This window comes from Psychrobacter sp. APC 3279, assembly GCF_030407795.1.
Classification (GTDB): Bacteria; Pseudomonadota; Gammaproteobacteria; order Pseudomonadales; family Moraxellaceae; genus Psychrobacter.
Genome location: NZ_JASDCR010000003.1, coordinates 141136 through 164878 on the forward strand (window position 1 = coordinate 141136; position 23743 = coordinate 164878).

General features: G+C 42.6%; 21 protein-coding genes. 10 read left to right on the forward strand and 11 right to left on the reverse strand.

The genetic code is table 11. The annotated features are described in order from the left end of the window. Positions 1-443: 443 nt before the first annotated feature. On the forward strand, positions 444-779 hold the full coding sequence (locus QL898_RS02415) for a DUF962 domain-containing protein (protein ID WP_290175706.1): 336 nt from the start codon (positions 444-446) through the stop codon (positions 777-779). A gap of 160 nt (positions 780-939) precedes the next feature. Here QL898_RS02415 and hemL read toward each other — a convergent pair whose 3' ends face one another. Next, positions 940-2241 carry a glutamate-1-semialdehyde 2,1-aminomutase gene (hemL, locus tag QL898_RS02420; RefSeq protein WP_290175665.1) on the reverse strand — a complete coding sequence of 434 codons (1302 nt, stop codon included), beginning with the start codon at positions 2239-2241 and terminating at the stop codon, positions 940-942. Positions 2242-2347: 106 nt separating this feature from the next. Then, positions 2348-2701: a zinc ribbon domain-containing protein YjdM gene (locus tag QL898_RS02425; protein WP_290175666.1), complete on the reverse strand. Its 354-nt coding sequence runs from the start codon at positions 2699-2701 to the stop codon at positions 2348-2350. A gap of 309 nt (positions 2702-3010) precedes the next feature. Between QL898_RS02425 and QL898_RS02430 the strand changes: the two genes are divergently transcribed. Continuing rightward, positions 3011-3763: a folate-binding Fe/S cluster repair protein gene (locus QL898_RS02430; RefSeq protein ID WP_290175667.1), complete on the forward strand. Its 753-nt coding sequence runs from the start codon at positions 3011-3013 to the stop codon at positions 3761-3763. Positions 3764-3854: 91 nt separating this feature from the next. Beyond that, positions 3855-5180 carry a D-amino acid dehydrogenase gene (locus QL898_RS02435; RefSeq protein ID WP_290175668.1) on the forward strand — a complete coding sequence of 442 codons (1326 nt, stop codon included), beginning with the start codon at positions 3855-3857 and terminating at the stop codon, positions 5178-5180. 88 nt (positions 5181-5268) lie between these two features. On the opposite strand, the gene QL898_RS02440 is transcribed toward QL898_RS02435, so the two are convergent. Both QL898_RS02440 and QL898_RS02445 read right to left on the reverse strand, forming a co-directional pair. Continuing rightward, on the reverse strand, positions 5269-7467 hold the full coding sequence (locus QL898_RS02440) for a molybdopterin oxidoreductase family protein (protein ID WP_290175669.1): 2199 nt from the start codon (positions 7465-7467) through the stop codon (positions 5269-5271). 64 nt (positions 7468-7531) lie between these two features. Further along, a complete protein-coding gene (locus tag QL898_RS02445; RefSeq protein ID WP_201549009.1) occupies positions 7532-8230 on the reverse strand; it encodes a TetR/AcrR family transcriptional regulator in 699 nt (232 codons plus the stop codon). Positions 8231-8440: 210 nt separating this feature from the next. On the opposite strand from QL898_RS02445, the gene QL898_RS02450 reads away from it, so the two are divergent. The 4 genes from QL898_RS02450 to QL898_RS02465 all read left to right on the forward strand — a co-directional run bounded on the left by QL898_RS02450 (position 8441) and on the right by QL898_RS02465 (position 12170). Then, the gene (locus QL898_RS02450; RefSeq protein ID WP_290175670.1) at positions 8441-9682 is read left to right on the forward strand and encodes an NADH:flavin oxidoreductase/NADH oxidase family protein; all 1242 of its coding nucleotides are present in this window, start codon (positions 8441-8443) and stop codon (positions 9680-9682) included. Positions 9683-10118: 436 nt separating this feature from the next. Next, positions 10119-10322 (forward strand): CsbD family protein, encoded by a 204-nt coding sequence (locus QL898_RS02455; RefSeq protein ID WP_057758006.1) that lies wholly within the window; start codon positions 10119-10121, stop codon positions 10320-10322. A 729-nt stretch (positions 10323-11051) separates the two neighbouring features. Beyond that, positions 11052-11711 carry a hypothetical protein gene (locus tag QL898_RS02460; protein WP_201549013.1) on the forward strand — a complete coding sequence of 220 codons (660 nt, stop codon included), beginning with the start codon at positions 11052-11054 and terminating at the stop codon, positions 11709-11711. A gap of 84 nt (positions 11712-11795) precedes the next feature. After that, complete coding sequence (locus tag QL898_RS02465; RefSeq protein WP_290175672.1) at positions 11796-12170, forward strand: hypothetical protein; 375 nt, start codon at positions 11796-11798, stop codon at positions 12168-12170. 142 nt (positions 12171-12312) lie between these two features. Here QL898_RS02465 and QL898_RS02470 read toward each other — a convergent pair whose 3' ends face one another. After that, the gene (locus QL898_RS02470) at positions 12313-12624 is read right to left on the reverse strand and encodes an NGG1p interacting factor NIF3 (RefSeq protein WP_201549015.1); all 312 of its coding nucleotides are present in this window, start codon (positions 12622-12624) and stop codon (positions 12313-12315) included. Positions 12625-12660: 36 nt separating this feature from the next. Then, positions 12661-13293, reverse strand: a complete 633-nt coding sequence (locus QL898_RS02475) for a DNA-3-methyladenine glycosylase (RefSeq protein ID WP_201549016.1) — start codon at positions 13291-13293, stop codon at positions 12661-12663. Between the two features lie 291 nt (positions 13294-13584). On the opposite strand from QL898_RS02475, the gene QL898_RS02480 reads away from it, so the two are divergent. Beyond that, positions 13585-13902 (forward strand): barstar family protein, encoded by a 318-nt coding sequence (locus QL898_RS02480; RefSeq protein ID WP_290175673.1) that lies wholly within the window; start codon positions 13585-13587, stop codon positions 13900-13902. 216 nt (positions 13903-14118) lie between these two features. Next, on the forward strand, positions 14119-14556 hold the full coding sequence (locus QL898_RS02485; RefSeq protein WP_290175674.1) for a hypothetical protein: 438 nt from the start codon (positions 14119-14121) through the stop codon (positions 14554-14556). 269 nt (positions 14557-14825) lie between these two features. On the opposite strand, the gene purC is transcribed toward QL898_RS02485, so the two are convergent. From purC to QL898_RS02510, 5 genes are all read right to left on the reverse strand, one after another. After that, positions 14826-15539 (reverse strand): phosphoribosylaminoimidazolesuccinocarboxamide synthase, encoded by a 714-nt coding sequence (gene purC / locus QL898_RS02490; RefSeq protein ID WP_057757995.1) that lies wholly within the window; start codon positions 15537-15539, stop codon positions 14826-14828. Positions 15540-15667: 128 nt separating this feature from the next. Then, positions 15668-16015: a hypothetical protein gene (locus QL898_RS02495; protein ID WP_290175707.1), complete on the reverse strand. Its 348-nt coding sequence runs from the start codon at positions 16013-16015 to the stop codon at positions 15668-15670. 120 nt (positions 16016-16135) lie between these two features. Then, the gene (dapA, locus tag QL898_RS02500) at positions 16136-17041 is read right to left on the reverse strand and encodes a 4-hydroxy-tetrahydrodipicolinate synthase (protein ID WP_290175675.1); all 906 of its coding nucleotides are present in this window, start codon (positions 17039-17041) and stop codon (positions 16136-16138) included. Between the two features lie 450 nt (positions 17042-17491). Then, positions 17492-18700 (reverse strand): hypothetical protein, encoded by a 1209-nt coding sequence (locus QL898_RS02505; RefSeq protein WP_290175677.1) that lies wholly within the window; start codon positions 18698-18700, stop codon positions 17492-17494. Between the two features lie 277 nt (positions 18701-18977). After that, positions 18978-20432 (reverse strand): Do family serine endopeptidase, encoded by a 1455-nt coding sequence (locus QL898_RS02510; RefSeq protein ID WP_290175709.1) that lies wholly within the window; start codon positions 20430-20432, stop codon positions 18978-18980. Positions 20433-21310: 878 nt separating this feature from the next. On the opposite strand from QL898_RS02510, the gene QL898_RS02515 reads away from it, so the two are divergent. Then, the gene (locus tag QL898_RS02515) at positions 21311-23584 is read left to right on the forward strand and encodes a sodium:proton antiporter (protein ID WP_290175678.1); all 2274 of its coding nucleotides are present in this window, start codon (positions 21311-21313) and stop codon (positions 23582-23584) included. Positions 23585-23743 lie beyond the last annotated feature (159 nt).

Consider the following 23743-nt stretch of genomic DNA (forward strand, 5'->3'; position numbering starts at 1 on the left):
TGTTAGAGAGAGTGGATAGTTTACCAAAATCACGTGCTATATAGTTATAAAATCACATGTATAGAAAAAAGTCATAACCACAAAAATCAGGGCAATTTTATCATTAAAGCATTTATGCCAAACACTCGCAAGCGATGCAAAACTGTAGCGGGAACATCGAAGACCACTCTATAAGCTGACAGGTATCGGCTCAGCATCTAGCGCTTGTGTTACACATATCGGTTTGCTACATTGAAAGCTATCAATATCATGATAAAAAACCGTTATTTACAGAATTTTTATCCATATAATTTACTTCAAAAGCCACCAGCTAATCGGTTAAAAATCATTTGCAATTAGTAGTTATCAAACCCACCAGCAAGGAAGCTAGTCATATGAATCAGACCACGACAAAAGACGCAACCCAAAATACTGAAGCCCCTATCAGTAGCGCTAAAAAAGACATGGTAAAAACTGAAACCTCGCCTAAACAGGCATTTTATGATTTTTACTTAGATGAGCATCAAAACATGGCCTGTCGCCGCCTACATTTTGCAGGTAGTAGCTTTGGCTTATTAGGACTGGCAAAGTCTGTCAAAAGTGGCTCAGCTAAGCCTTTGGTAAAGGGCATTGCCGCTGGATATGCTTGTGCATGGGTTGGCCATTTTTTCTTTGAAAAGAATAAACCCGCTTCTTTTAAATTCCCATTGAAAAGCTTTGTCAGTGATTTTCGTATGTATAGCGATGTGCTACGAGGCAATCTGAGCTTGAGAGATCGTAAGTTTGATAAAGCACGATAAATTTAGTCGTCATATAAATTAAATGACACACTTTATATTCTTCCCCATACGATTATAAATAAGATATCGATAAATAAAAAAACCAGCAAAGATCACGGGATGACCTTGCTGGTTTTTTAAACTGCAACTTTTTGACGAGCTAATAACTTACATAGCTAAACTATGCTTTTGCCATTTCTGCAAATATCTCATCAGCTGCTTTGATTGACGCATCGATATCTTCATTACTGTGCTTAATCGACATGAAGCCCGCTTCATAAGCTGATGGTGCCAAGTAAATACCGCGATCTAGCATACCGTGGAAGAAGGTATTGAATACGTCCATATCGCACTCTGTCACGTCATCGAAGTTTTTTGGCGTTTCGGTTGCGTTATCTTTGACAAAGAACATGCCAAACATGCCGCCCAACTTGTTGGTGCGTAGATTGATACCGTGCTTATCCGCCGCCGCTTGGAAACCATCGACCAGACGATCAACTTTCGCTGCTAACTTGTCGTAGAAACCTTCTGCCGTTAAGTCTTCAAACATCGCAATACCAGCACGCATCGCGAGTGGGTTTCCTGATAACGTGCCAGCTTGATAGACGCCGCCAAGTGGCGCGATGCAGGACATGACTTCTTTTTTACCACCGAAAGCACCAACAGGTAAGCCAGCCCCGATGATTTTACCGAAACAGGTCAAGTCTGGGTCAATACCGAAATGGGCTTGCGCACCGCCAAGACCAACACGGAAGCCCGTCATCACTTCATCAAAAATCAATACTGCGCCATTAGCTGTACATTCTGCGCGCAACGTATCATGAAACTCTTGTGTTGGAATAACCATGTTCATGTTGCCAGCGATAGGCTCTAAGATAACGCAGGCAATTTCTTCACCCCATTTCTCAAAACAATCTTTAATCGCTTGCGGATCATTATAAGGAATCGTAATCGTATGCTTGGCAAAGTCTGCAGGCACGCCTTTTGACGTTGGCTCACCAATATCAAGCATGCCAGAGCCTGCTTTTACCAATAGGCTGTCTGAATGCCCATGATAACAACCTTCAAATTTGACGATTTTGTCACGCTGAGTATAACCACGTGCTAAGCGAATCGCACTCATGGTCGCTTCTGTACCAGAGCTAGTCATACGAATCATCTCAACGCTTGGTACAATTTCACAAATCTTATCAGCAACGGTGGTTTCAAACGGTGTAGGCGTACCAAAGCTCAAACCATCATCGGCCGCTTTTTTAACTGCATCAATGACTTTTGGGTGCGCATGACCCAAAATCATTGGGCCCCACGAGCCAACATAGTCAATATAGGCGTTGTCTTCGGTGTCATAAATTTTGCTGCCATTGGCACGGTGCATAAAAATTGGCGTACCGCCGACCCCTGCAAAGGCGCGGACGGGTGAATTAACGCCGCCTGGAATATGTTTGCGAGCTTGGGCAAAAAGCTGTTCGTTTTTAGTACTCATAGCTATTCTCTATTTATAGGTTTTATATTCTGTCAGTTCTGTATTTTCTAAATGTCGTCAGTCTTATATTTGTTTATTATCGAATCTTTCAAGACATTTTTACAATTTACGCTTTTTTAACGACAGAAGATTTGAGCTTCATTGGGCCATAACCGTCAAGTTTACAATCAATATCGTGACCATCGGTTGCGTCTGGCAATAGGCGAATATTTTTCGCTTTAGTTCCAACTTTAATGACAAGTGAAGAGCCTTTGACCTTTAAATCTTTGATCACAGTGACCGCATCGCCGTCCTGTAACTCATTGCCAACCGCATCACGAATGACGGCATCTTGCTCTTCCGCTTGTGCCGCATCCGTCTCAGCCGCCGTCCACTCGTGAGCGCACATCGGACATACCAGTAACGCACCATCTTCATACGTATATTCAGCATCACATTTTGGGCAATTTGGTAAGCTCATCATATCCTCGGCAGTCATCAGACGTTGGGTTTATTGTAGAGCGGACATTGTACCGTAACTCGCCATTTTTAACCAATTTGTACCGTTGAAAATGGCGCACTACGCCCAATTTAATGCTTAACCCTCACTGAAGCGCCCCACTTAGTAGTGACGTTTTTGTGATAGCGTTTTTGTGGTACTCTTCTTAACCTCATTTAGATTTATGTGCACAGATACTGCCAATTATAAAAGCGTCCATATAATTTTTTATCACTTCGATTTACCCTCTATATTATTACTAAGTAAGCTCTCATCAGAAGGATAACAACAATGACACAATCTCCAAATCCCTCAGCATTGCTGCAGTTTTCGCAGCTGACCATTCAAGGCGAGGATGCCGAAAAATTCCTGCAAGGGCAATTGACCTGCGATGTCACCAAACTTGGGCTTAGCTATCAAGCAGCGGCTATTTGTAATCTAAAAGGTCGTATTGAGTTTGGTATCTGGATCAAAAAACAAGCAGAGAAACATTATGATGTGGTCATCAGTAGCGATTGTGCTGAGTCTTTGCAGGCGCATCTTAATAAGTACGGGGCATTTTCTAAATTTGAGACCAGTGCACCAGCAGCGGTTTATCCTTGCGTGCTATCAAATGAGCCTACTTTTAGCCATAAAGACGACCATAATACTGCTGAGGATACGCAGGCTTGGATGGCATGCAGCTTAGCTACTGGTAATTATTGGATTGTGGCCGCGACTCAAGGTGAGTTTCAACCGCAAGAGCTGCGTCTACATCAGCGCGGCGGCATGGACTATGATAAAGGCTGCTACTTAGGCCAAGAAGTCATCGCTCGTATCTACTTTAAATCTGCACCCAAAGCATTTTTACACTATGTAAAAGGCACCGGTGCAGCACCACGCGCAGGTGACAAACTCGATAAAATCCAAGTAGTCAATGCGATGAAAAATGACGATGGCTTTACCGCTTTGGTCGTAGCGCGTCCTGAACAGTTGGCAGAAAGCGATTTGAGCATATTGGACTTGCCAGCTGCACTACAAGTAGATGTTGCTCGTCCAAAATAAAATTGCATCGAATCAGGCAAGCGACGCAGCAAAGGTGATGGTAGTTTAATACAGAGCTCCTGTCATGATTAACATGAGCATAGAGAATCCTATGACACATATTGCGGTACTCGGAGCAGGCGTGGTGGGCGTGACCACCGCATGGTATCTACGTCAGGCAGGCTATGATGTGACTGTGATTGAGCGCGAATCGGCAGCAGGTATGCAGACGTCATTTGCCAACGGCGGTCAAATATCTGTCTCACATGCCACGCCTTGGGCCAATCCTGCGACCCCGATGAAAGCGCTCAAGTGGCTGTTTAAAGAGGATGCTCCGCTACTGTATCGCTTGCGTGCGGATAAAGCGCAGCTCAAATGGGCCATGCAGTTTTTGCAAGAGTGCCGCGCCGATAGGGCCGATGCCAATCTGGTGCAAATGGTGCGCCTAGGTCTATATTCAAGAGATACCTTACAACAGCTGCGCGCGGATATTGGTATCGACTACGAGCAGCAAACACGCGGTATCATGCACTTTTATACCAATCAGGCAGAGTTTGATGCGGCTATCGAACCCACTGAACGCATGCAAGCGCTTGGTTGTGAGCGCCATGTGATTGATATCAATAACGCTGTCAATTTAGAGCCAGCGCTCTACCCAATTGCGCATAAGCTAACTGGGGCGACATACACTAGTCGTGATGAGTCTGGCAATGCCCACCTGTTTACCCAACGTTTAGCGCAGCGCTGTATCGATGCTGGTGTACAGTTTTTATATGATACTGAGATTTTGGCACTCAATACCGATACCGACTCTGCCCGTCCGCATGTACACAGTATTACCATCCGTCCAAAAGGCGAAAACGCGCAGACCTTCACGGCTGATAATCATGTGGTCGCGCTTGGCAGCTACAGCGTACCTCTGCTAAAACCTTTGGGCGTCCATGTACCTATTTTTCCGGCAAAGGGATACTCGGCTACCTATACGGTGAATCCACGGGCGCCGCACTTAGCGCCTTTTGTCAGTTTAATTGATGATGAATTCAAACTGGTTACCTCACGACTGGGTGACAAATTACGTGTTGCTGGCACAGCTGAATTTAATGGCTATAACCTAGATTTAAATGCCACGCGCTGTGAAGCCATCACTCGCCGTGTGCAGCAGTTATTTCCAAAAGGCATCATCGCAAACTCTGTGCAATATTGGACAGGACTGCGTCCGATGACCCCATCGAACGTACCTTTGATTGGACGCACGCACTGTGGTCAAGTCAAACATGGTAGTCATAATGCTTCAGCGACTTTTGATAATTTATGGCTCAATACAGGACATGGCACATTAGGGTGGACACACTCTTGCGGCTCTGCAAAGGCCCTTAGTTTATTAATCCAAGGCGAAACCCCTAACGTTGATTTTGATTTTATCGGCATGAGCGTTTGATCGGCTCAGTGATGTACTCAGATTGCAAAAAAAGGCGCTCACTTTACGTGAACGCCTTTTTTGTATGTCTATGAACTTGCGATTAACTTTATGCTAGTGCGCTTTCCGCTACAGTCTCTGTAGCAGTGGATAAACTATCTGCACCCATATCCAATGCTTCTAGTTGCACAGGCACACCGTTGACTGCGGCATTACCACTCAACTGATCAATCAACGTTTCATCAGTCAAATCATTAACGCTGACACCTGCATGCGCTTGAGCAATCTTTTGCTTAACCCCTTTGCGTCCGTGACCAAAGCCATGCGGGATACTGACCACTCCTGGCATCAGCTCATCTGTCACTTCTGCTGCAATGACCACGCTACCTACTCGAGAAGTTACTCTGACATCTTGACCGTCTGCAATACCATGTTGCGCTGCCGTTTGCGGATGCAACATTAACGTACAACGAGACCTACCTTTTACCAATCGATGGCTATTGTGCAACCATGAATTGTTGCTACGTACATGACGACGACCGATTAGCAAAATCTCATTACTGTTGTACTGTTGCACCATTTCTTTGACACGGGCCAAATCTGACTGATAAAAATCAACATGAAGATGAATTTGTTTGTCGGCATGTTTGATAGCCTCTGGCAACATACGATGCAGCGGACCCAAATCGATACCATGCGGGTTTTCGATCAGTGCTTCAAACGTTACCTCTTTATGAGGTCCATACTTAAGACCTTGCTCTAACAAGAACTTAGGACCAAAGGCTTTTGTCGCGGCACGTTCTTTTTGCGTTGCTTCTGGCGCATCTTTGTCTAAGCGATCTGCTAATCCTAAATAAATCTCCCAATCATGCTTGGTGTCATCAGTTTTATCAAACAAAGCAGGCGAATATTTGGCGACATTGTGCACGGCAAAACCATTAAAAGTAATGTCATAATGGTCGCGCTCTAATGGTGATACAGGCGGCAAAATGATATTGGCATGGCGACTGGTCTCAGTCACAAAATAATCAAGTGACACCATAAACTCTAACTGAGATAATGCTTCATCCAACTTTTCACCATTTGGGGTACTCAGAACAGGGTTGCCAGCGACCGTAACGAATCCCTTTAACTGGCCTTCCCCTTGAACTAACATTTCATCCGCCATCGCAACTACTGGATACTCACCATTAAAATCTGGCAAGTTGCTGACGCGGCTATGACGTTTACCCAAATAACCTGGGCCTGAGCTGTTCACAACATCGATAGCAGGATTTGGGAACATGAGTCCACCCACCTCATCTAAACGACCCGTGACGATATTAATGACCATAGATAGATATTGGCTGAGCAAACCAAACTCTTGCACTGAGATGCCCATACGGCCATAACAAACTGAGCTTTCCGCTTCACAAAACTCTTTGACGATACGTTTGATTTCGGCTGCGGTAATACCCGTGATGTCTGCAACTGACTCAGGCGTGTATTGTTCAGCAAACAAAGCAAGTCGATCGATCTCAGGTGCCAAGGCTGCCACTCTAGTATCGAGCTTGGCATAACCCTGCGTATAGATTTCATTGAGCATGGCCAATAGCAGCAATACATCCGTCGCTGGACGAATAAAGTGGTGCTCACTAGCGATGTCGGCAGTTTCGGTACGTCTTGGATCAACTACTACCACCTTGCCATCGCGCGCTTTGATATCTTTTAGCTTTTGGCGCATATTGGGCGCAGTCATGATACTGCCGTTAGAAGCCAACGGATTGCCACCGATGATAAGCATGTATTGCGTGTGATTGACGTCAGGAACTGGAATACGCAGCATGTGACCAAACAGATGCATGCTAATAATATGATGTGGCAGTTGGTCGATAGAAGTGGCAGAAAAACGACTGCGCGTCTTTAAGCTGGTAAGCAGTTGCTTGATGGTCAACATACCGCCCATATTATGTACGTTAGGATTACCTAGATAAACACCCAACGCATTTTGACCATACTTTTGCTGTATGGATTGAATACCTGCAGCAACTTTATCCAACGCTTCTGGCCAACTAATAGATTTCCAACCATCTGCCGTTCTCTCTACCGGCTGACGCAAACGGTCAGGATCTTCATGCAAATCTTGCAAAGCGGTGGCTTTCGGACAAATATAGCCTTGTGAAAAGGGATCGTTTTTGTCCCCTTTAATCGACAAGACTTTTTCGCCATCATGTTTTATCTCAACACCGCACATTGCCTCGCACAATGTACAAGTTCTAAAATGCGTTTGCGTTTCGCCTAACGTTGGTGCAGCCGTGGTTGTGGCCATAGTCACTCTCCCTGTTGTGTTTTTTTGTTCTAGATTTCATGACAATAATTTTTGCTTATTATCACTACTGACTAGTATTGCTTCCGTGCAAAAAATTGGCGAACAGTGCATCAAAGCTGATACTCAACGTGGCAATCGCTTGTTGTCTTGAGTAACGCTGCTGATGACAGCCCAATATCAACTCATGTACTTGTGCCGCCGCCATATCGACGCATAGATTGACAGCACTGCGCTCGCAAGTACGATTGGATAACTGTAATCCCTGAATAAATATCTCTGTCCATTCTTCTTGTATTTCAGTAATCAGATTGCCCAGTCCGTTATTCAATGATGACTGGTTTTCTATACTGTCACTAAATCTAGGACGATCTTCGAGCAAGTGTTGAAACAGTGCGATATTCTCAAATGCAGAATCAAAGATCATAATCAGACATTGTCGACATTGCTGATTAAACTGATCTTTACTCAACACATCATAATCTTTGAGCATATTGACCCATGCCAGTCGCATCGGTGATAGATAATTGTCTTTTAGTTGGGCGCTCAGCTCATTTTGTAACGTCTCTAGGCTCTCAAAATGATTGTAAAAACTGGGTTGGGCAATACCTGCACCTTTGGCAACTTTATTCATGCTCATGCCCTGAGCACCTTCCAAACTATACAACCGCAAGGCACTTTTTAATAACGCACGCCGAGTCTTAGCTTTCGCCAGCTCACGTTTAGATTCTACTGGAACTGTCAAATCTTGCGCTAATACATTCAATGCAGAGGTTTTCCTATTCAATAGATAATTATATCGACACACCAGTAATTTACCTTAGGTGCTATTATGCCAAAAAAATGTGATGATAATGGTCAATTACCGACAGCGAATATTTTAGCTATAAGGTTATAGTCATTTAAACCATATGTCTATAGCCAAACCCATAGTAGAACTCATGCTTCACAAAACAACCATTTCTAGGCCACTATCATGACATCACCTATATTCTCGCCTTTAGTGCTGCCTTGTGGCGCTACATTACCCAATCGCTTAGCGAAAGCTGCCATGGAAGAAAACATGGCTGATGTCGGTCAAATTCCTGGCCCTACTCTGCTCCGTCTATACAAAAACTGGGCCGAAGGCGGGACAGGTCTGTTAATCACCGGAAACGTGATGGTAGATGGCCGCGCTATGACAGGGCCTGGTGGTGTCGTATTAGACAAACACAGTGAGATAGCGCCTTTTAGAGCATGGGCAAATGCTGCCAAGCACAACAATACACAGGTTTGGATGCAGCTCAATCATCCTGGCCGTCAAGTATATGCTGCCATGGGCGGCGATGTGCTGTCACCTTCTGACGTGGCAATTGACTTGGGTAAGCACTCTCATCTATTTGGCAAACCACGTGCGATGACTCCGCAAGATATTGAACAATTGATCCAGCGGTTTGCCGATAGTGCCCTAAAAGCAGAACAAGCTGGCTTCGATGGCGTGCAAATTCATGCCGCCCACGGCTATCTAATTTCTCAATTTTTATCACCGCTTACCAATAAACGTAAAGATGAATACGGCGGCTCGGTTGAGAATCGTATGCGACTATTGATCGAAGTAATCAAAGCCGTTCGCGCTCAAGTTGTGCCTACCTTTGCAGTCGCTGTTAAGATAAACTCCGCCGACTTCCAGCGCGGAGGATTTGATGCAGATGATGCCAAAGTGGTTATTTCAGCGATGAATGAATTGGCCGTAGATTTGGTTGAACTATCAGGTGGCAGCTACGAAAGCCCAGCCATGCAAGGCAGCACAGCAGATGGTCGCACGTTGCAACGAGAAGCGTACTTTTTAGACTTCGCAAAAGAGATTGCTCAAGTCGCTACCATGCCTATCATGACGACAGGTGGCGTTAGACGATTGACTGTCGCAGAAGATGTACTGGCGCAAGGGATTGACGTGGTTGGTATGGGAACCGCATTAGCCATGAACCCTGCTCTACCGAATGACTGGAAAAATGATAGTACGCTTAGTGCTCACAATCCTGTGGTACGCTGGAAAGATAAAACCTTAAGTGCAGTTGCTACAATGGCCGTCATCAAGCGACAATTACAGCGCATGGGGCAAGGGAAGTCGCCCAAACCAAATGCCTCGCCAATTTTCTCATTGATTTCTGATCGTATACGAATAAAGAAACTCACTAAACGCTATCATCACTATTTGAATAAATATTCGACGAAATAGCTTTTAATCAATTTCAAAGATAATAAAAAAGCAGCTACTCTATTTTTGAGTAGCTACTTCTTTACTTACATAAGTATTTTTAAATAAATAATATATTTTCTTAATATTTATATAAAAAACAAGTTTATACAAGAAACTACTATCACGCATAGTAGACGCAATTTACGCGGCACCACTACAGTAGCTCTGTAGATAACACTTAGTAAACGCTCACTATAATTAAGTAACACTATAAACATAGCATATACAGACAGCTGAATTGAAAAGTCCTATATTTGATCTCACAAGATATTTGGAACCAATCATTTATCCTTGTGCAATACAATTATAATAAAAATTAAATAGTAGTATCAGTAATCGAAATCGTGAAATAAGAACCAAAGTAGTGATCAAGAAATAAATCAAACACAATAAGTTCAATAAAAGGAATAATACAATGAACGAACATACTCTAAAAGGCGAATGGAACCAAATGAAAGGTTCAGTTAAACAAAAATGGGCTGAGCTAACAGACGACGATCTTACCCATATCGAAGGTAGCCGTGACAAACTAGTAGGCCGTGTACAAGAGCGTTATGGTCATGCCAAAGAAGACGCAGAGCGTGAAGTAGACGACTGGCGTGTAGAAAACAAATATTAATATATTCATTGCATGCTTATTCGCCACATAATAACTGTACTAAAAAACCGCATAGAAATATATGCGGTTTTTTTATGGCAGATTTATACTGTACAGATAAGCTGTTGGAGAAATAAATTACCATTCTCCAGACACGATAAAACCGCATAGCAATCAATTGTTATGCGGTTTTATTGTTAACTATCCATGTTACCTATCACGACTGCTTTTCATGCATCCTTGCATAAATATTCAGTATATTGTGATACTGGGCATCCTGCCCTTTTTACTACACTACAGCTTCAGTATTACTTGCTGCTATTAGCAAAGGGACTGTGTCCTTACTTCAATCGCTATTGTCATCCTGACGCTAGTTATCGAATCATTATCCTTAATGCGGTCAACTCAATCCTTGAGTCACATTCCCTAATGCCGTGTAACTATAATGCCTAACTCTCACTCTTATGTTAAGTCGCGTAAACGTCATTGTGTGTAAGCATATGCTTACAACAATCTATTTTACTTGCCACAATTATTACAACTTATTAACGCAAATGACACCTAGCGCAAAGTTTTGTACTCTATTATAGACAATGTAAGGAAATATTTCAAAAAATAAATTACTAGAAATACTTATTAACTACGATCTAATTTAGTTCGCCAGAATACTTTTAAAATCTTATAGTTATAGCAGATATAGATATTTCCAACATATATCGCCTACTTAATACCATCATAGGATATTGCCTCATGAAAACGATAAAACCCTTCTCTATTAAGGCCATTGTATCTACTGGTCTTGTCGTCGCGTTATTAGGTACGACAGTGAGTTGTGCGGTTGTAGGCTCAGGATATGACAATCAGCCCGTATATCGTGGTGATAATAGCCAAAACAATAATTTTAATCGCGTAAGTCAGCAGCTTCGACAAGACTTGCGCCGCAAAGGCTATCAGGTTATAGATATCAGAGCTGATAGTTACCGTGGTGATCGAGCTCTTACGACTTATGCTAAAAAGAACAACCAGGCCTACGAGCTAAAATATACTTACCCTGCCCTAAGACTCATCAGCTCAAGCAAAAAAGCATGGCCAGATAACTGGGACAATAATAAGTCGCAAAATGATAATAGCCGCTATAAAGAAAACAAGCATCAAGATAATTATCAGAATGGTCAGCGCTATAAAAAAGGCGATGTCGAAAACACTATTAAAAGAGAATCACGTTACCCAGCTATCAAACGCCGTGCTATCAATAAAGTAAGAGCGATGGGCTACCGTGTCGAAGATATCGAGCTTGAAGAAAAAAACAAGCGCGGCGTCTTCGAGATTGAGGCCAAACGAGGTTCGCAGAAGTACGAAATACTATTAAGTTATCCAAATTTAGATGTGATCAAAGTCAGAAAAGATTGATCGCTTTAAGCATTTTCAGCTAATGACCTCGGTACATTTAACTTTTACCCATATTGAGCAACGATATATTACTAGGAAATCATTATGAAGACTCTATCATTTGCAACATTAAAAACGGTAGCGACTGGCAGCATAGTCGCAACTTTATTAGCAGTGACCACAGGCTGTGTGACTGCGCCGAATGGCTACAATGGCTATGACGACCTATACGAGCATACTCATAAGGACAATAAAGGCCATAAAAAACACAAAGATAAAAAGAACGTTAAAGACAGCTATGTCTCCGTTGTCGAGCAACGAGCTGCTAGTAAAGTCCGTAGCATGGGATATCGCGTCAAAGACGTTAAATATAAAAACGGTGATCGTAAGATTAAGGTAAAGGCTGAACGCGGACGCGACAATTATAAAATCGAGCTAGGCTATCCAAGCTACAACGTGATTAAACTTAAAAAAGATTAATCAGTTGTTAAGGGCTGATATTCACTGTTACTACTCAGTTGAAATATCAAAAATTTTATAACCAAATAAGTCATTAAGTGGCTTATTTGTTTTTTTTATGAGAAGTCTTACACTCCATAAGCTAATATCTTTCTATATAAAACTAAAAATCCAAGACTTTTATCACATCATAAGCTGGCGTTTCATAGGGGTGTGCCTCTTTTAACGCGGCAATGGTAGCATCGATAAAAGCTTCATCTACCACCATTTCCACTCGCCACTCATCGACCGTTTCTAAACTATCGTGACGACCGATATGCGGCGTACTACCTGATAGTGGCATAAACTGACCGGCTCCTTGTACCTGCCAACAGCATTGCTCATAGTTTCCAATCTTCCCAGCGCCAGCAGCAAACAGAGCAGATTTTACTTGTTCTAACGCTGCATCAGGAATGAAAACGGTCAACTTATACATAGGTTTACCTCATAGAGTGGTTTTAAGCATCACCTGCTAGTTCTTAGATAAGGAAGGGTGATCAGTCCATATATAACGTAGCAGCCAGTCTTTGGCATCACCTGCATAATCAATACCAATACGTGGACGTAGTGATACAGGTGGCTGGCAGCCATCATCTTCTATCCAAACTTCGGATGTCGGCGAAACAGGTTTGCCATATAAATCGCGATCAATCTGCAAGCGTTTGGTCAATTTACCAGGGCCTGCGAACTGCTTAGAATGTGTAAATTGCTTATCTGGACTGAGTTGTTGCTCTTCGATCAGACGGTCACTATCATCGGTCAAAAACCCAGCGCGGATCAGCACCGATTCAGGTGACTCTACAGCACCACTAATCAAATTTAGCATATGATGCACGCCATAGGTCAGATAGACATAGAACACGCCACCTTGCTCATACATAATCTCTGTGCGCGCCGTTCGAGTACCTGCATGTGAATGGCAGGCGGGGTCATCTTGACCAATATAGGCTTCTGTCTCAGAAATACGCATTCGCAAAACTTTTTCTGATCCGTCGCTGTCGATCAGCTTTCTACAAACCACCTTACCCACCAAATCAGCGGCCACCACACAGGTTGGACGCGTAAACCAAGCTGGCTCTAAAACAGTTGATGAAGCAGTAGACATTAGCGAAACCTTTTCTTATTTTTATGGTCTAATTGATATGAGTAAGTACTAACAAATTAGCATAAAAGTAAGACAAGGTATCGAGGACAGTGTTGGCGCTATGTTTGATTTTTTATACGAGTTAAATGATAAGCCTATGGCTGAAGAGTGATACTGTTGATAAATGGATAGGAATTATAGTCTGTTATAAGTGGTTCCATTATAGTGGTCTATTTTAAGTAGTCTGTTAATAGGTTTGAAAGGTGAAATAGCTGGTTCCGCTGGGGTATACTTAAAAAATGGTGATAATATATGGAAATGGTTATAGATTTTAAAGATGTTGATACAGTTGATAAAATGCATAAAGAATTGAAGCAAGCTTTTGGCTTTCCAGATTTTTATGGAGCAAATTTCAATGCTCTGATTGATTGTTTGGGTGATATACGTTATCCAGAATACGGCATGTCAGAGGTCACTATAGGAGAAAATGAAATATTGAGTCTAACGATTAAAAACTTTCCTTATAATGATGAGTTTATTATTAATAATTTTTTTTATGCTATTAAATGCGTAAACGATAAATCTATTCTCAATGAAGAAAGCCCTTCTATACATTTGATACTAATTTAGGTTAACTAATAAGTGACCCCTATCGTTGATTTCGTAGAAACCAACTTGAAAGATTTTAATCGCACCTCTTAATTATAATGAACTACTCCAACGATTTCGTAGTCATTAAGTTTATACCTAACACTAGCAGTTAGGTTCCTGTATAGCGCACCGAACATATACTGATAACTCATTGAATGAATACACTACTTTGAAAATGGGTTTAGAGACTAAATTATGTTTAAAGAAGAGTTAATAAAATTCTTATTGTCTACCGAGAGCTTTAATGAGCTTGGTGAATGGTATATGTCTGATTTTGATGATAAGCATGTCCAGGGTATCAATTATGAGCAAGGCTATCCTATGCTGATCGACTGTTGCGAGGTCTGGATACAATACCCGGAGTATACTGTCGAATTAATAGATATTATGTGTAGTATAAGAAATATGATATCAACCAACACATTCCCAGATATTTTTATTGAGAACAAACAAAATATCTTAGCTATCTATTTTGCTACTGAAAATAGAGTTCGAACCCTAATTAGTAGAGTCCACGAAGTTGATAATATTGATGAAAAGTTAATTAAAAGCTCTATAGAGTCAGGAATCAAGGATGAGAAACTTATGTTTTCTAAGCTTTTCTACCATTCTAATATCAACTGGTCTGTTTGAACAGTGAGATGCTTGCAAATATATCCCTAAAAATTTTTTTGCACCCATAACAGTGCTTATCATGAATAAAGATGATGTTATCTACTACCAAAAGTTGACGTTCTTTACACCATGAAGTACATCGCGCCTATCTTATTGAGTTAAAACCTTAATACCATAATGCTACAGCCCAAGGTTCAAGTCCTCACTAGGGTATCATCATAAATATAATGCCATAAAAAAACTGAGCACATGGCTCAGTCTTTTATTTTATGCTCAGTATCAGTTACTTATTTTAATGGTACACCGATACGGTCAGCCACTTCTTCATAAGCTTCGATCACATCGCCTAATGACTGACGGAAACGGTCTTTATCAAGTTTCTTCTTAGTGTTCTTATCCCAGATACGGCAGCCATCTGGTGAGAACTCGTCACCTAATACGATACGGTCATGGAATACGCCAAACTCTAGTTTAAAATCAACTAGAATCAAGTCACCAGCATCAAATAATGCTTTTAATACATCATTGACTTGATAGGTTAGCTCTTCCATTTTAGCCAATTGCTCTTTGGTCGCCCAGCCAAGAGATACAGAAAGTGATTCGTTAACCATCGGATCACCTAGCGCATCATCTTTATAAAACAGCTCATAAGTTGGCGGCGTCAATGCCTGACCTTCTTCTAAGCCTAAACGACGCACCAAACTACCAGCTGCAAAGTTACGCACCACGCACTCTACAGGAATCATGTCCAAGCGTTTAACCAACACTTCGTCATCAGACAATTGCTTCTCGAAATGTGTTTCGATACCAGCATCAGACAATTTTTGCATGATAAAAGCATTAAAGCGGTTATTAACCACACCTTTACGTGCTAATTGTTCGATACGCTTACCATCAAGCGCTGAGGTATCATCACGGAAGTGCAAAATCAGAAGATCATTGTCTTCTGTTTCATAGACAGATTTGGCTTTACCTTTATACAGCAGTTGTTGCTTTTGCATTATGGGGGTTCCTGTTCGTTCAAGCTTATGTGGTAAAAACGCGCAGCTACCGCTGACTGATGTAAGATACATGGTTTGCGGCTATAATAAAAAACGCAAAAGTCAGCGATATAGATAAGGGAATAAGTTTAGTTCGAAGTGTTGCTAACAGTACGCTGAGGTTTTGGCAGCTGATACTGATTGCCTGACTCATTTTGTAGTTGGAGCGTGTTTGCCCCAGCATTAGGTGTTGAATACAAAGGGACAAAAGGTGCCGTTTCTTGGGCGGCAGGTAGCTCTATCGGTGCAAGCTTTTTGCTTTGCTGATAATCTAAGCTGCCGTTATCACGTTTACCAAGCAGGTTTTTGGTCGCTTGACAGCCGCTCAATACCAAAGTGCTACCCAAAACCAAGGTCAGCATGGCTGGAAATAATTTTGTCGTTGATGATACTGTCTTTGATGTTACTGTCATCATGTTGTCTCTCTGAGTTAGCAGTTATTGCTTATGTAGGCGATTGACTTATCATGATAAGTTGACCTACCGCTAGCTCGAATATCAATTATCAGGCTAGCGGCAAATCTAAAATCGCCGAATATCAATTGGCTAAGTATCAATTTATCGTATGTTTGCTCGAACCAATGCTTCATCAATAGTTGCATGATGCTGCTCGGCGAGCCAAACCAATGGCAGACGAATACCTTTATCGATAATGCCCATTTTATGCAAGGCGTACTTCGCTGGGATAGGACTTGATTCGATAAATAGGTCGCGGTGCAGATGCTTGACCACGTCATGGATTTTACCGGCCGCTTCGAAGTCACCACGTAAACCCGCAGAAAAAGTCTCACTCATGGCTTTTGGCGCCACGTTAGCAGTGACTGAGATATTACCTTTGCCACCCACTTTCATTAGATCAAGCGCAGTGCCATCATCACCAGATAACACAACCATTCTGTCACCAACAGCTTTGATCAATTGCTCACCGCGACCGACAGATCCTGTCGCATCTTTGATAGCAACAATATTATCGATATCACACAAACGCTCGACCGTTTCTTGAGCGATATCAACCACTGTACGTCCAGGCACGTTATACAGCATTTGCGGTATATTTACGGCTTTGGCAATGGCTTCATAATGCTGAAACAAGCCTTCTTGTGGCGGCTTATTGTAGTAAGGAGCGACTAGCAACGCACAGTCTGCGCCTGCATCGGCAGCATCCTGAGTCAGCTTGATGGCTTCCATCGTGTTGTTGGCACCAGTACCCGCGATGACCGGTACACGACCTTTGACATGCTGGACAAAATAGCGAATGACATCGCTATGCTCTTGCATAGATAGGGTCGCTGATTCGCCAGTAGTACCAACAGCCACAAGGCAGTGTGTGCCCTGCTCAATCTGCCAATCTATGAGATCTGCGAGACGTTTATAATCGACCTTACCGTCAGGGTGCATGGGCGTTACCAAAGCTACCATTGAGCCTTGTAGTCGGGTTTTGATCTCGTCGTATGCTGTGCTCATAACCGTGCCTTACTGTATTATCCTAGCTTTTATTAAAGCTGTCACATGATAGGTCGTTTGCAAGTGGCCATTGCTTTGTGTGCGTTGATAAACGCTGATGGCGTAACTTACTTGATGTTAATGCTGCGTCTCTACTTACTATAATAGCGTTTGTATCATAGATGATTATATCTACGATATCAGTATCGTGATGGCCATCTACCAAGAGTAATAGGCCTGCTTACTAACCGACAGAAATATAATAATAAGAGTGCTCGTTAGTGTAGCATATTTTAATTTGACCGCTATCAATCAATTGGCAGTCAGCACATAATTTTAGTACCAAAAAATGGGTATTATTTTTCGCTTAAATTTATAGAACCTGGCCTAAAACCTTGTAGATGAATACTTACATCATTAAAGGAGCAGTTTAGCGTAATCAACGTGCGCTGATAAGTCTCTTATGTAATATTAACGAATCGTCAACACATCGATAGTAGGTCGATAGAATCGAAAAGGCAACCCTCTCGTACCGATGCCGCTACTCACAAATATCTGTGCACTTGCATGTTGGTATAGGCCGCGCTGCTTACCCATGCGACTGTTATATAGCAATGCTGACTGCTCACTACTGCGTCGAATATCGTTCTGTTTTTGAGCAAGCAGGATATTTTTTTGAATAGCCTTTGCAGCACCGGTTATCAACAAAGGGCGTGGCTGTAAAGACTTTGGCAGATCACTGATACTATCAAATCGTGATGCCAAGATAATCACTGGACTGGTGGCATTGGCAATCTCCGATCCAAGCATTGCTTTATCAGTCGCCTCTGACGTTTCAATATCTGTAGATTGCTTGGACACATCTTGCCAGCCGCAAAGCACCGCTACTAATGAATTTATATTTGAATTTTCTTGATCAACAATATTTTGATTATTAGTTTGATGAGTAGACTGGTTAACGACTGACTGCTTATTTGTTGCTCTTGCATATTTGAGTGGCAGCGACGTACATTGCTGACCGATATAGTTAATATCGAGTACATCAAAAGTACTGGCCAATGTATCTTCTAATAGTGGCTGACCTTGTTTGGTCGTATTCATAGATTGATAACGCAAGTCCGAGGTGCTCATGACTGTATAAACAGGTTTATTGACCCCTTTAAATAGCATTAACTGACCCACTAAATCTGCACTTGGATAGTATAGCCAGTCGCCCGTAATCAGTACGGCGTCTGCTGACAAGGCATTAATAGTAGAGACCAACTTGCGAATATGACGCGGCTTACCACCGTATATCCCTATACGTAAATCTGCCAATACGGCGACCTTGAGCGGTGTAGATAAGTCTAAGTCAATAGAATGATGCTCTAGTCGTAAGCGGTTGGGCTGTACAATGACAGTATAAAAGTATAAACCCATCATTAATATTGCCATCAGTACGGCAGGTAGTGATAGCTGCGCTAACATCGGCATCAGGTCCTGTGACCAAACCATGATAAGCAATATCGCCCAAACAGGCATCGTATAAGCGGCATAATATAATGCAAGCTTCACCCAAATACGTATAAAGCGCTTGGTAGGATTGGCATTAAACGTTTGTAGCCCTGACCACAGTGCAATGTACGCTAGCAGTGCTGCTGACGTCGTTGTAATAAGCGTATGTAGAGCGGGGTCAGTCATAATTACCTAGCGGTTGCATAATGGTACGAGCCTACTAAGCGACTCGGCCCACCTTAGAGCGTATTGATTGATCAATAACTCACTTAACGAATGGATTGCTATTGAGGTCTTACTCTTAGCTGTTTGATAAAAAACCAAACATTATAGAGGTCGACCTCCATGATAGACAAGCACAATTATTGACGTGCGCGCTGCCTTTATACTCTGTACCGTAATCTGAGTTACGTTATTAGTCACATTAACAGTAACATTCACAGCCACGCTTTAATCATGACACCTACTCAATACGTAGACCAATAATAGCAGGAATACCTTGGCGTATAACTTCTATAGTGACCACGCCTTTTTTAGGAAGAGAAGAGATAGCACCTGAAAAGTCTGCCACTGTTTCGATCGGCTTTTGATGAAAGTTGGTAATAACATCACCTGCCAGAATACCTGAGCGCGCGGCCAATCCAGTAGGATCCACCGTAGTAACCAATATGCCTGTTTTATTATCGACAGCGATTTCTGCTTGTTCATCTGCCGTCAAATCGCGTAAACGTAGGCCCAACTGTACATCATCATTTTGCTCATCACCGCTTTGTGCTCTTACATCATTAGGCGCGTAAGCGAGCTTTCCGTTAATCACCATTTGCTTACCGTTACGCTGAATCCGTGCCCGGAAGGGGTCGCTTGGACGCGCTCGGTTGAGCAAGTTCAGCAAATCGGACGCCTCCATGATTTGTACGTCATTGTATTGCAAAATGATGTCACCAGGTTTTAGGCCTGATTTTTGTGCTGGTGAATCTGGTGATACACGAGTCAGTAAGGCACCTTGAGGGCGCTCTAAATTATAAGCCTCGGCCAGATTGCGATCGATATCTTGTGGATAAATTCCTAGATATGCACGCGCCACTTCACCATCATTTTTTAGCTGCTCATAAATGTCCATGGCAGCGTCAATAGGAATAGAGAATGACAGTCCCATATAACCGCCAGTACCACTAAAAATACGCGAATTGATTCCAATCACTTCGCCGCGCTGGTTAAATAGTGGCCCGCCAGAGTTACCCGGGTTTAATGCCACATCGGTTTGGATAAATGGCACGCTCGTTTCACGCGAGAAGCTACGCGACTTGGCACTGACAATACCAGCAGAGGCTGAGTAGTCAAAACCAAATGGCGAACCGATTGCTAATACTGGCTCCCCTACTTTTAGACCACTTGAGTCGCCGATAGGCAGGGCTGGAAATTGGCTGCCCTCAACTTTTAGCACGGCCACATCTGAGCGCTCGTCACTACCAACCAAAGTTGCATCAAGCTCGGTTCTATCATTAAGCGTCACAGTGATTTTGTCCGCACCTGCGATGACATGATGGTTGGTCAGCATATATCCATTAGAGGTAATAAAAAAGGCCGTACCATAAGCATGCTCAATCGCTGGCGTCGCGACTCGATCAGGAATACGCAGACGATCACCAAAGAACTGACGCAATACTTCAGCAGTCTGAGCTTTAGCAAGCTCGGCTTCACTAATCGTTTTGGTGACATTGACACGTGCCACTGCTGGCGTAACTTGTTGCACCAAACCAGAGAAATCAGCCGTAGTGACTGCAGCCTGAGCACTGTTGATCGTCGTGACATTAATACTAGCAAACATCGCTGTACCAACAGCGAATGCCAATGCACTACGTTGTGCCCAGCGCTGCATATTGGCAGTGGTCTGTCCTTTGAACATATTGATAGGCATTTTGTGTCCTCCATATGAGTAATCGCTGTTATTAACAGCCACGTTATGATTTTCAGCGATAGCGACTACACCAAGCGGCATGCCCCTATTCGTTACTATTTGGTGAAATTATATTCTTTTATCTATTTATCTTGTCTATTTATGCTACGCAGCACTTTTATTCGAACTTATTGTCATACCTATTTAGCAATTACTTTACGCTTATTTTTATCACTACTCACTACTTGAATATTTATAGAGCGCTTGTCTTTAGAAGGTGGTTAATAGTGTAGAACATGATTAATAGTGTCTTATAAAAATAAATACTTTCAACGTTCAGTATATGATATTTCATGGCACTAACACTATTATCCTGTGCGCGACGTGCATGCCCCACGCAGCTACTGTATGATAAATAAAAACTTGAAGTATTGTGCTGAGGTCTTTTGCATAGTGCAGGATAACCCAAGGCAGCGTTATTTCATATGGGCTTCGTATACTTTTGTGGCCGTGAGATAGCTTTTTAGCAGGTACGGCTTACATCAGCTTGAAATAAAATCATGGTATGATGTCAAACCAAATATTTTACTAAACAAACAAAAGTTAGCTTGTATATGAGTCTGTTTATTACGACCTCATTAAACTGGCTATCATCACTCTTGTTTTCCATCTTTTGCATTTCTAGCGTATTGTGATTTATCTAGAAGCGCTTTTGTCTTTGCTACTTTATAGTAGTTATATCATATCTAGCTTATGTTGTGATTCACGATGGCTATCAGTGCGATAGCTTGGCTACAACAAAAACGGATAACAACTTATTGTTAAATAAACGGTAGCGACTATCTTATAACAGCTATCGATAGATATAAAATATGACAAGATTATAAAAGGATTAATTTATGGATACCGCCCTTTTGCTATCCGGCGTGGTTGGGATTGGCATTGCCGCCCAATGGTTGGCTTGGTATTTAAAGCAACCATCCATTTTGTTTTTATTACTGATTGGTATTATCGTCGGCCCAGTGCTGGGTGTATTTGACCCAGACTTGGTATTGGGCGAGCTGATGTTTCCTTTCATCTCTTTGGGCGTAGCGATTATCCTATTTGAAGGATCGCTAACGCTAGAGTTCGATGAGATTAAACAACATGGTACCGTGGTACAGATGCTAGTATCGGTCGGCGTACTGATTACCATTGCTATCGTGGCACTATCGACCTATTTACTATTCGATGTCGACCCATTGATTGCTCTACTCTTCGGTGCGTTAGTCTGTGTGACTGGTCCAACGGTCATTATGCCGCTGCTTCGTAGTGTACGCCCTAACAAAACCATTTCTAACATCTTGAAATGGGAAGGTATTATCATTGACCCAATCGGCGCTATCGCTGTGGTATTGGTCTATGAGTACATTATCTCAGGCGGTGAAGCCAGTAGTATTCTACTATTTGCTAAAATTGTCGTATTGGCAACGGCAATGGGTATGGCAGGCGCTTGGCTACTTGCATTCCTCATGCGTCGTCATATGATTCCTGAGTTCTTGCGTAATGTTTTTACCCTAGCATTTGTACTGGTGTTATTTTCGATATCGAATCACCTAGAGCATGAATCAGGTCTATTGACTGTCACAGTATTGGGCGTGGCATTGGCGAACTGGCCAAAATTCCCACGTGAGACGATTTTAGAGTTCAATGAGTCGTTGACCATTCTGCTTATTTCAGTGCTGTTCATTATTCTAGCGGCGCGTGTAGAGTTGGCAAGTTTGCTCAGCGTTGGTTTTGCAGGGCTAGTGCTGCTCGCTATCGTGATGTTTGTCGCACGCCCACTATCAGTCTGGGCATCGGCTATCGGCTCGAACCTTAAGACCAATGAAAAGCTGATGATTAGCTGGATTGGGCCACGTGGTATCGTCGCTGCTGCAATCTCATCTCTGTTTGCAATTCGTTTGCAAGAGTATGATATCCAAGGCGTAGAGCTACTTGTACCTCTCGTATTTATGGTCATCATTGGTACGGTCATGATTCAGGGTCTAGGTGCAAAGGTCGTCGGTAATTTACTTGGCGTACGTGAGCCTGAGACCAACGGTATCCTTATCGTCGGCTCAAACCCAATTGCGCTATTGATTGCTACCTCTCTCAAAGACCAAGGCTTCGACGTTATCGTTGCGCACAATAACTACACCAATATTGCACGCGCACGCATGAGCGGTCTGCGTACTTACTTTGGTAATCCTATCTCTGATCATGCAGATCATCATCTGGATCTGATCGGTATTGGTCGCTTGTTTGCGATGAGTATGGACAAAGAAATGAACACGCTGTCCGAGATTCACTATCGTCATGAATTTGGTGAGCGTAAGCTATACCGTCTTAAATTCAGTGATGAAAAAGTCAAAAGCGAGCGTGATGATAAGCAATCGAACTTCCATTCACAGTGGTTGTTTGGCAAAGATGTGACCTATACCAAGCTTGCCAGTATGCTGTCCAAAAAAGCTCGAATTAAGATTACCAACATTACGGATAGCTATAGCTTTGAGCAGTATAAAGCGGATAATAAGCAATTTGTACCGCTATATACCGTCGACAAAGAAGGTAAACTGCACGTCATCACCGATAAGTTTGACGGTACTGTCCCTCGTGACCGTAAGCTTATATCGCTAGTGGTAGACGATGAAGTACAGCCAAAGCCAGTCGATGTAACGCCTAAGCAAGAGCAGGCTCGCATGGCAGCTGATGCTAACTTTGAGTCAAACTCAAAAGCCCCTGAAAAGCGCAAAGAGCAGGAGCCTAGCCCTGACGATAGCCAGACAGCAGCGCCAGAGCCTTCGGTAGATAGTGATAAAAGTGATGAACAAAACACTGCTAATCAGTCATCAACTACCCAAAGCAGTAGCACCGAGACTAAGTCCTCTTCTAACACTACCGTAGAGAAAAGTGAACCAGTAGAAGAGCCAAAAACGTCTGCTACTAATGGGGATAATAAAGGCGTCATGTCTGCAAACTCGACAGCGACTTCGAAGACCAAAACCTCTACGAACAGTAATGGCAATGGTAGTGCGCCTAAAAACAAAAAAGGGGCGCTTGACCCAAATCGTCTACCTGACTCTGCTCAAGATAGCGACGCCTCTATCGCTACTACTGAGGATGTGAAAGTAGATAAAATAGATGACAAATAACGTGCATAGTTATCCACTTTATTGATTTGATAATGAAAGATTTACCTTAATAAAAAGCCCCAGCAATATGCTGGGGCTTTTTATTAGTGCTAACTGACTGGCTAACTGTCTAACTAACTATCGATACATCCAACTGCCGTATAAATCTACTTGGCAAAA

Excerpts from the sequence above, each read along its gene's own strand:
- QL898_RS02455 (WP_057758006.1), top strand. The coding sequence starts at position 10,119 with ATGAACGAACATACTCTAAAAGGCGAATGGAACCAAATGAAAGGTTCA.
- purC (WP_057757995.1), bottom strand. The coding sequence starts at position 15,539 with ATGCAAAAGCAACAACTGCTGTATAAAGGTAAAGCCAAATCTGTCTAT.
- QL898_RS02460 (WP_201549013.1), top strand. The coding sequence starts at position 11,052 with ATGAAAACGATAAAACCCTTCTCTATTAAGGCCATTGTATCTACTGGT.
- QL898_RS02440 (WP_290175669.1), bottom strand. The coding sequence starts at position 7,467 with ATGGCCACAACCACGGCTGCACCAACGTTAGGCGAAACGCAAACGCAT.
- QL898_RS02515 (WP_290175678.1), top strand. The coding sequence starts at position 21,311 with ATGGATACCGCCCTTTTGCTATCCGGCGTGGTTGGGATTGGCATTGCC.
- dapA (WP_290175675.1), bottom strand. The coding sequence starts at position 17,041 with ATGAGCACAGCATACGACGAGATCAAAACCCGACTACAAGGCTCAATG.
- QL898_RS02415 (WP_290175706.1), top strand. The coding sequence starts at position 444 with ATGGTAAAAACTGAAACCTCGCCTAAACAGGCATTTTATGATTTTTAC.
- QL898_RS02475 (WP_201549016.1), bottom strand. The coding sequence starts at position 13,293 with ATGTCTACTGCTTCATCAACTGTTTTAGAGCCAGCTTGGTTTACGCGT.
- QL898_RS02480 (WP_290175673.1), top strand. The coding sequence starts at position 13,585 with ATGGAAATGGTTATAGATTTTAAAGATGTTGATACAGTTGATAAAATG.
- QL898_RS02450 (WP_290175670.1), top strand. The coding sequence starts at position 8,441 with ATGACATCACCTATATTCTCGCCTTTAGTGCTGCCTTGTGGCGCTACA.
- QL898_RS02430 (WP_290175667.1), top strand. The coding sequence starts at position 3,011 with ATGACACAATCTCCAAATCCCTCAGCATTGCTGCAGTTTTCGCAGCTG.
- QL898_RS02465 (WP_290175672.1), top strand. The coding sequence starts at position 11,796 with ATGAAGACTCTATCATTTGCAACATTAAAAACGGTAGCGACTGGCAGC.
- QL898_RS02485 (WP_290175674.1), top strand. The coding sequence starts at position 14,119 with ATGTTTAAAGAAGAGTTAATAAAATTCTTATTGTCTACCGAGAGCTTT.
- QL898_RS02425 (WP_290175666.1), bottom strand. The coding sequence starts at position 2,701 with ATGAGCTTACCAAATTGCCCAAAATGTGATGCTGAATATACGTATGAA.
- QL898_RS02470 (WP_201549015.1), bottom strand. The coding sequence starts at position 12,624 with ATGTATAAGTTGACCGTTTTCATTCCTGATGCAGCGTTAGAACAAGTA.
- QL898_RS02505 (WP_290175677.1), bottom strand. The coding sequence starts at position 18,700 with ATGACTGACCCCGCTCTACATACGCTTATTACAACGACGTCAGCAGCA.
- QL898_RS02510 (WP_290175709.1), bottom strand. The coding sequence starts at position 20,432 with ATGCCTATCAATATGTTCAAAGGACAGACCACTGCCAATATGCAGCGC.
- QL898_RS02435 (WP_290175668.1), top strand. The coding sequence starts at position 3,855 with ATGACACATATTGCGGTACTCGGAGCAGGCGTGGTGGGCGTGACCACC.
- hemL (WP_290175665.1), bottom strand. The coding sequence starts at position 2,241 with ATGAGTACTAAAAACGAACAGCTTTTTGCCCAAGCTCGCAAACATATT.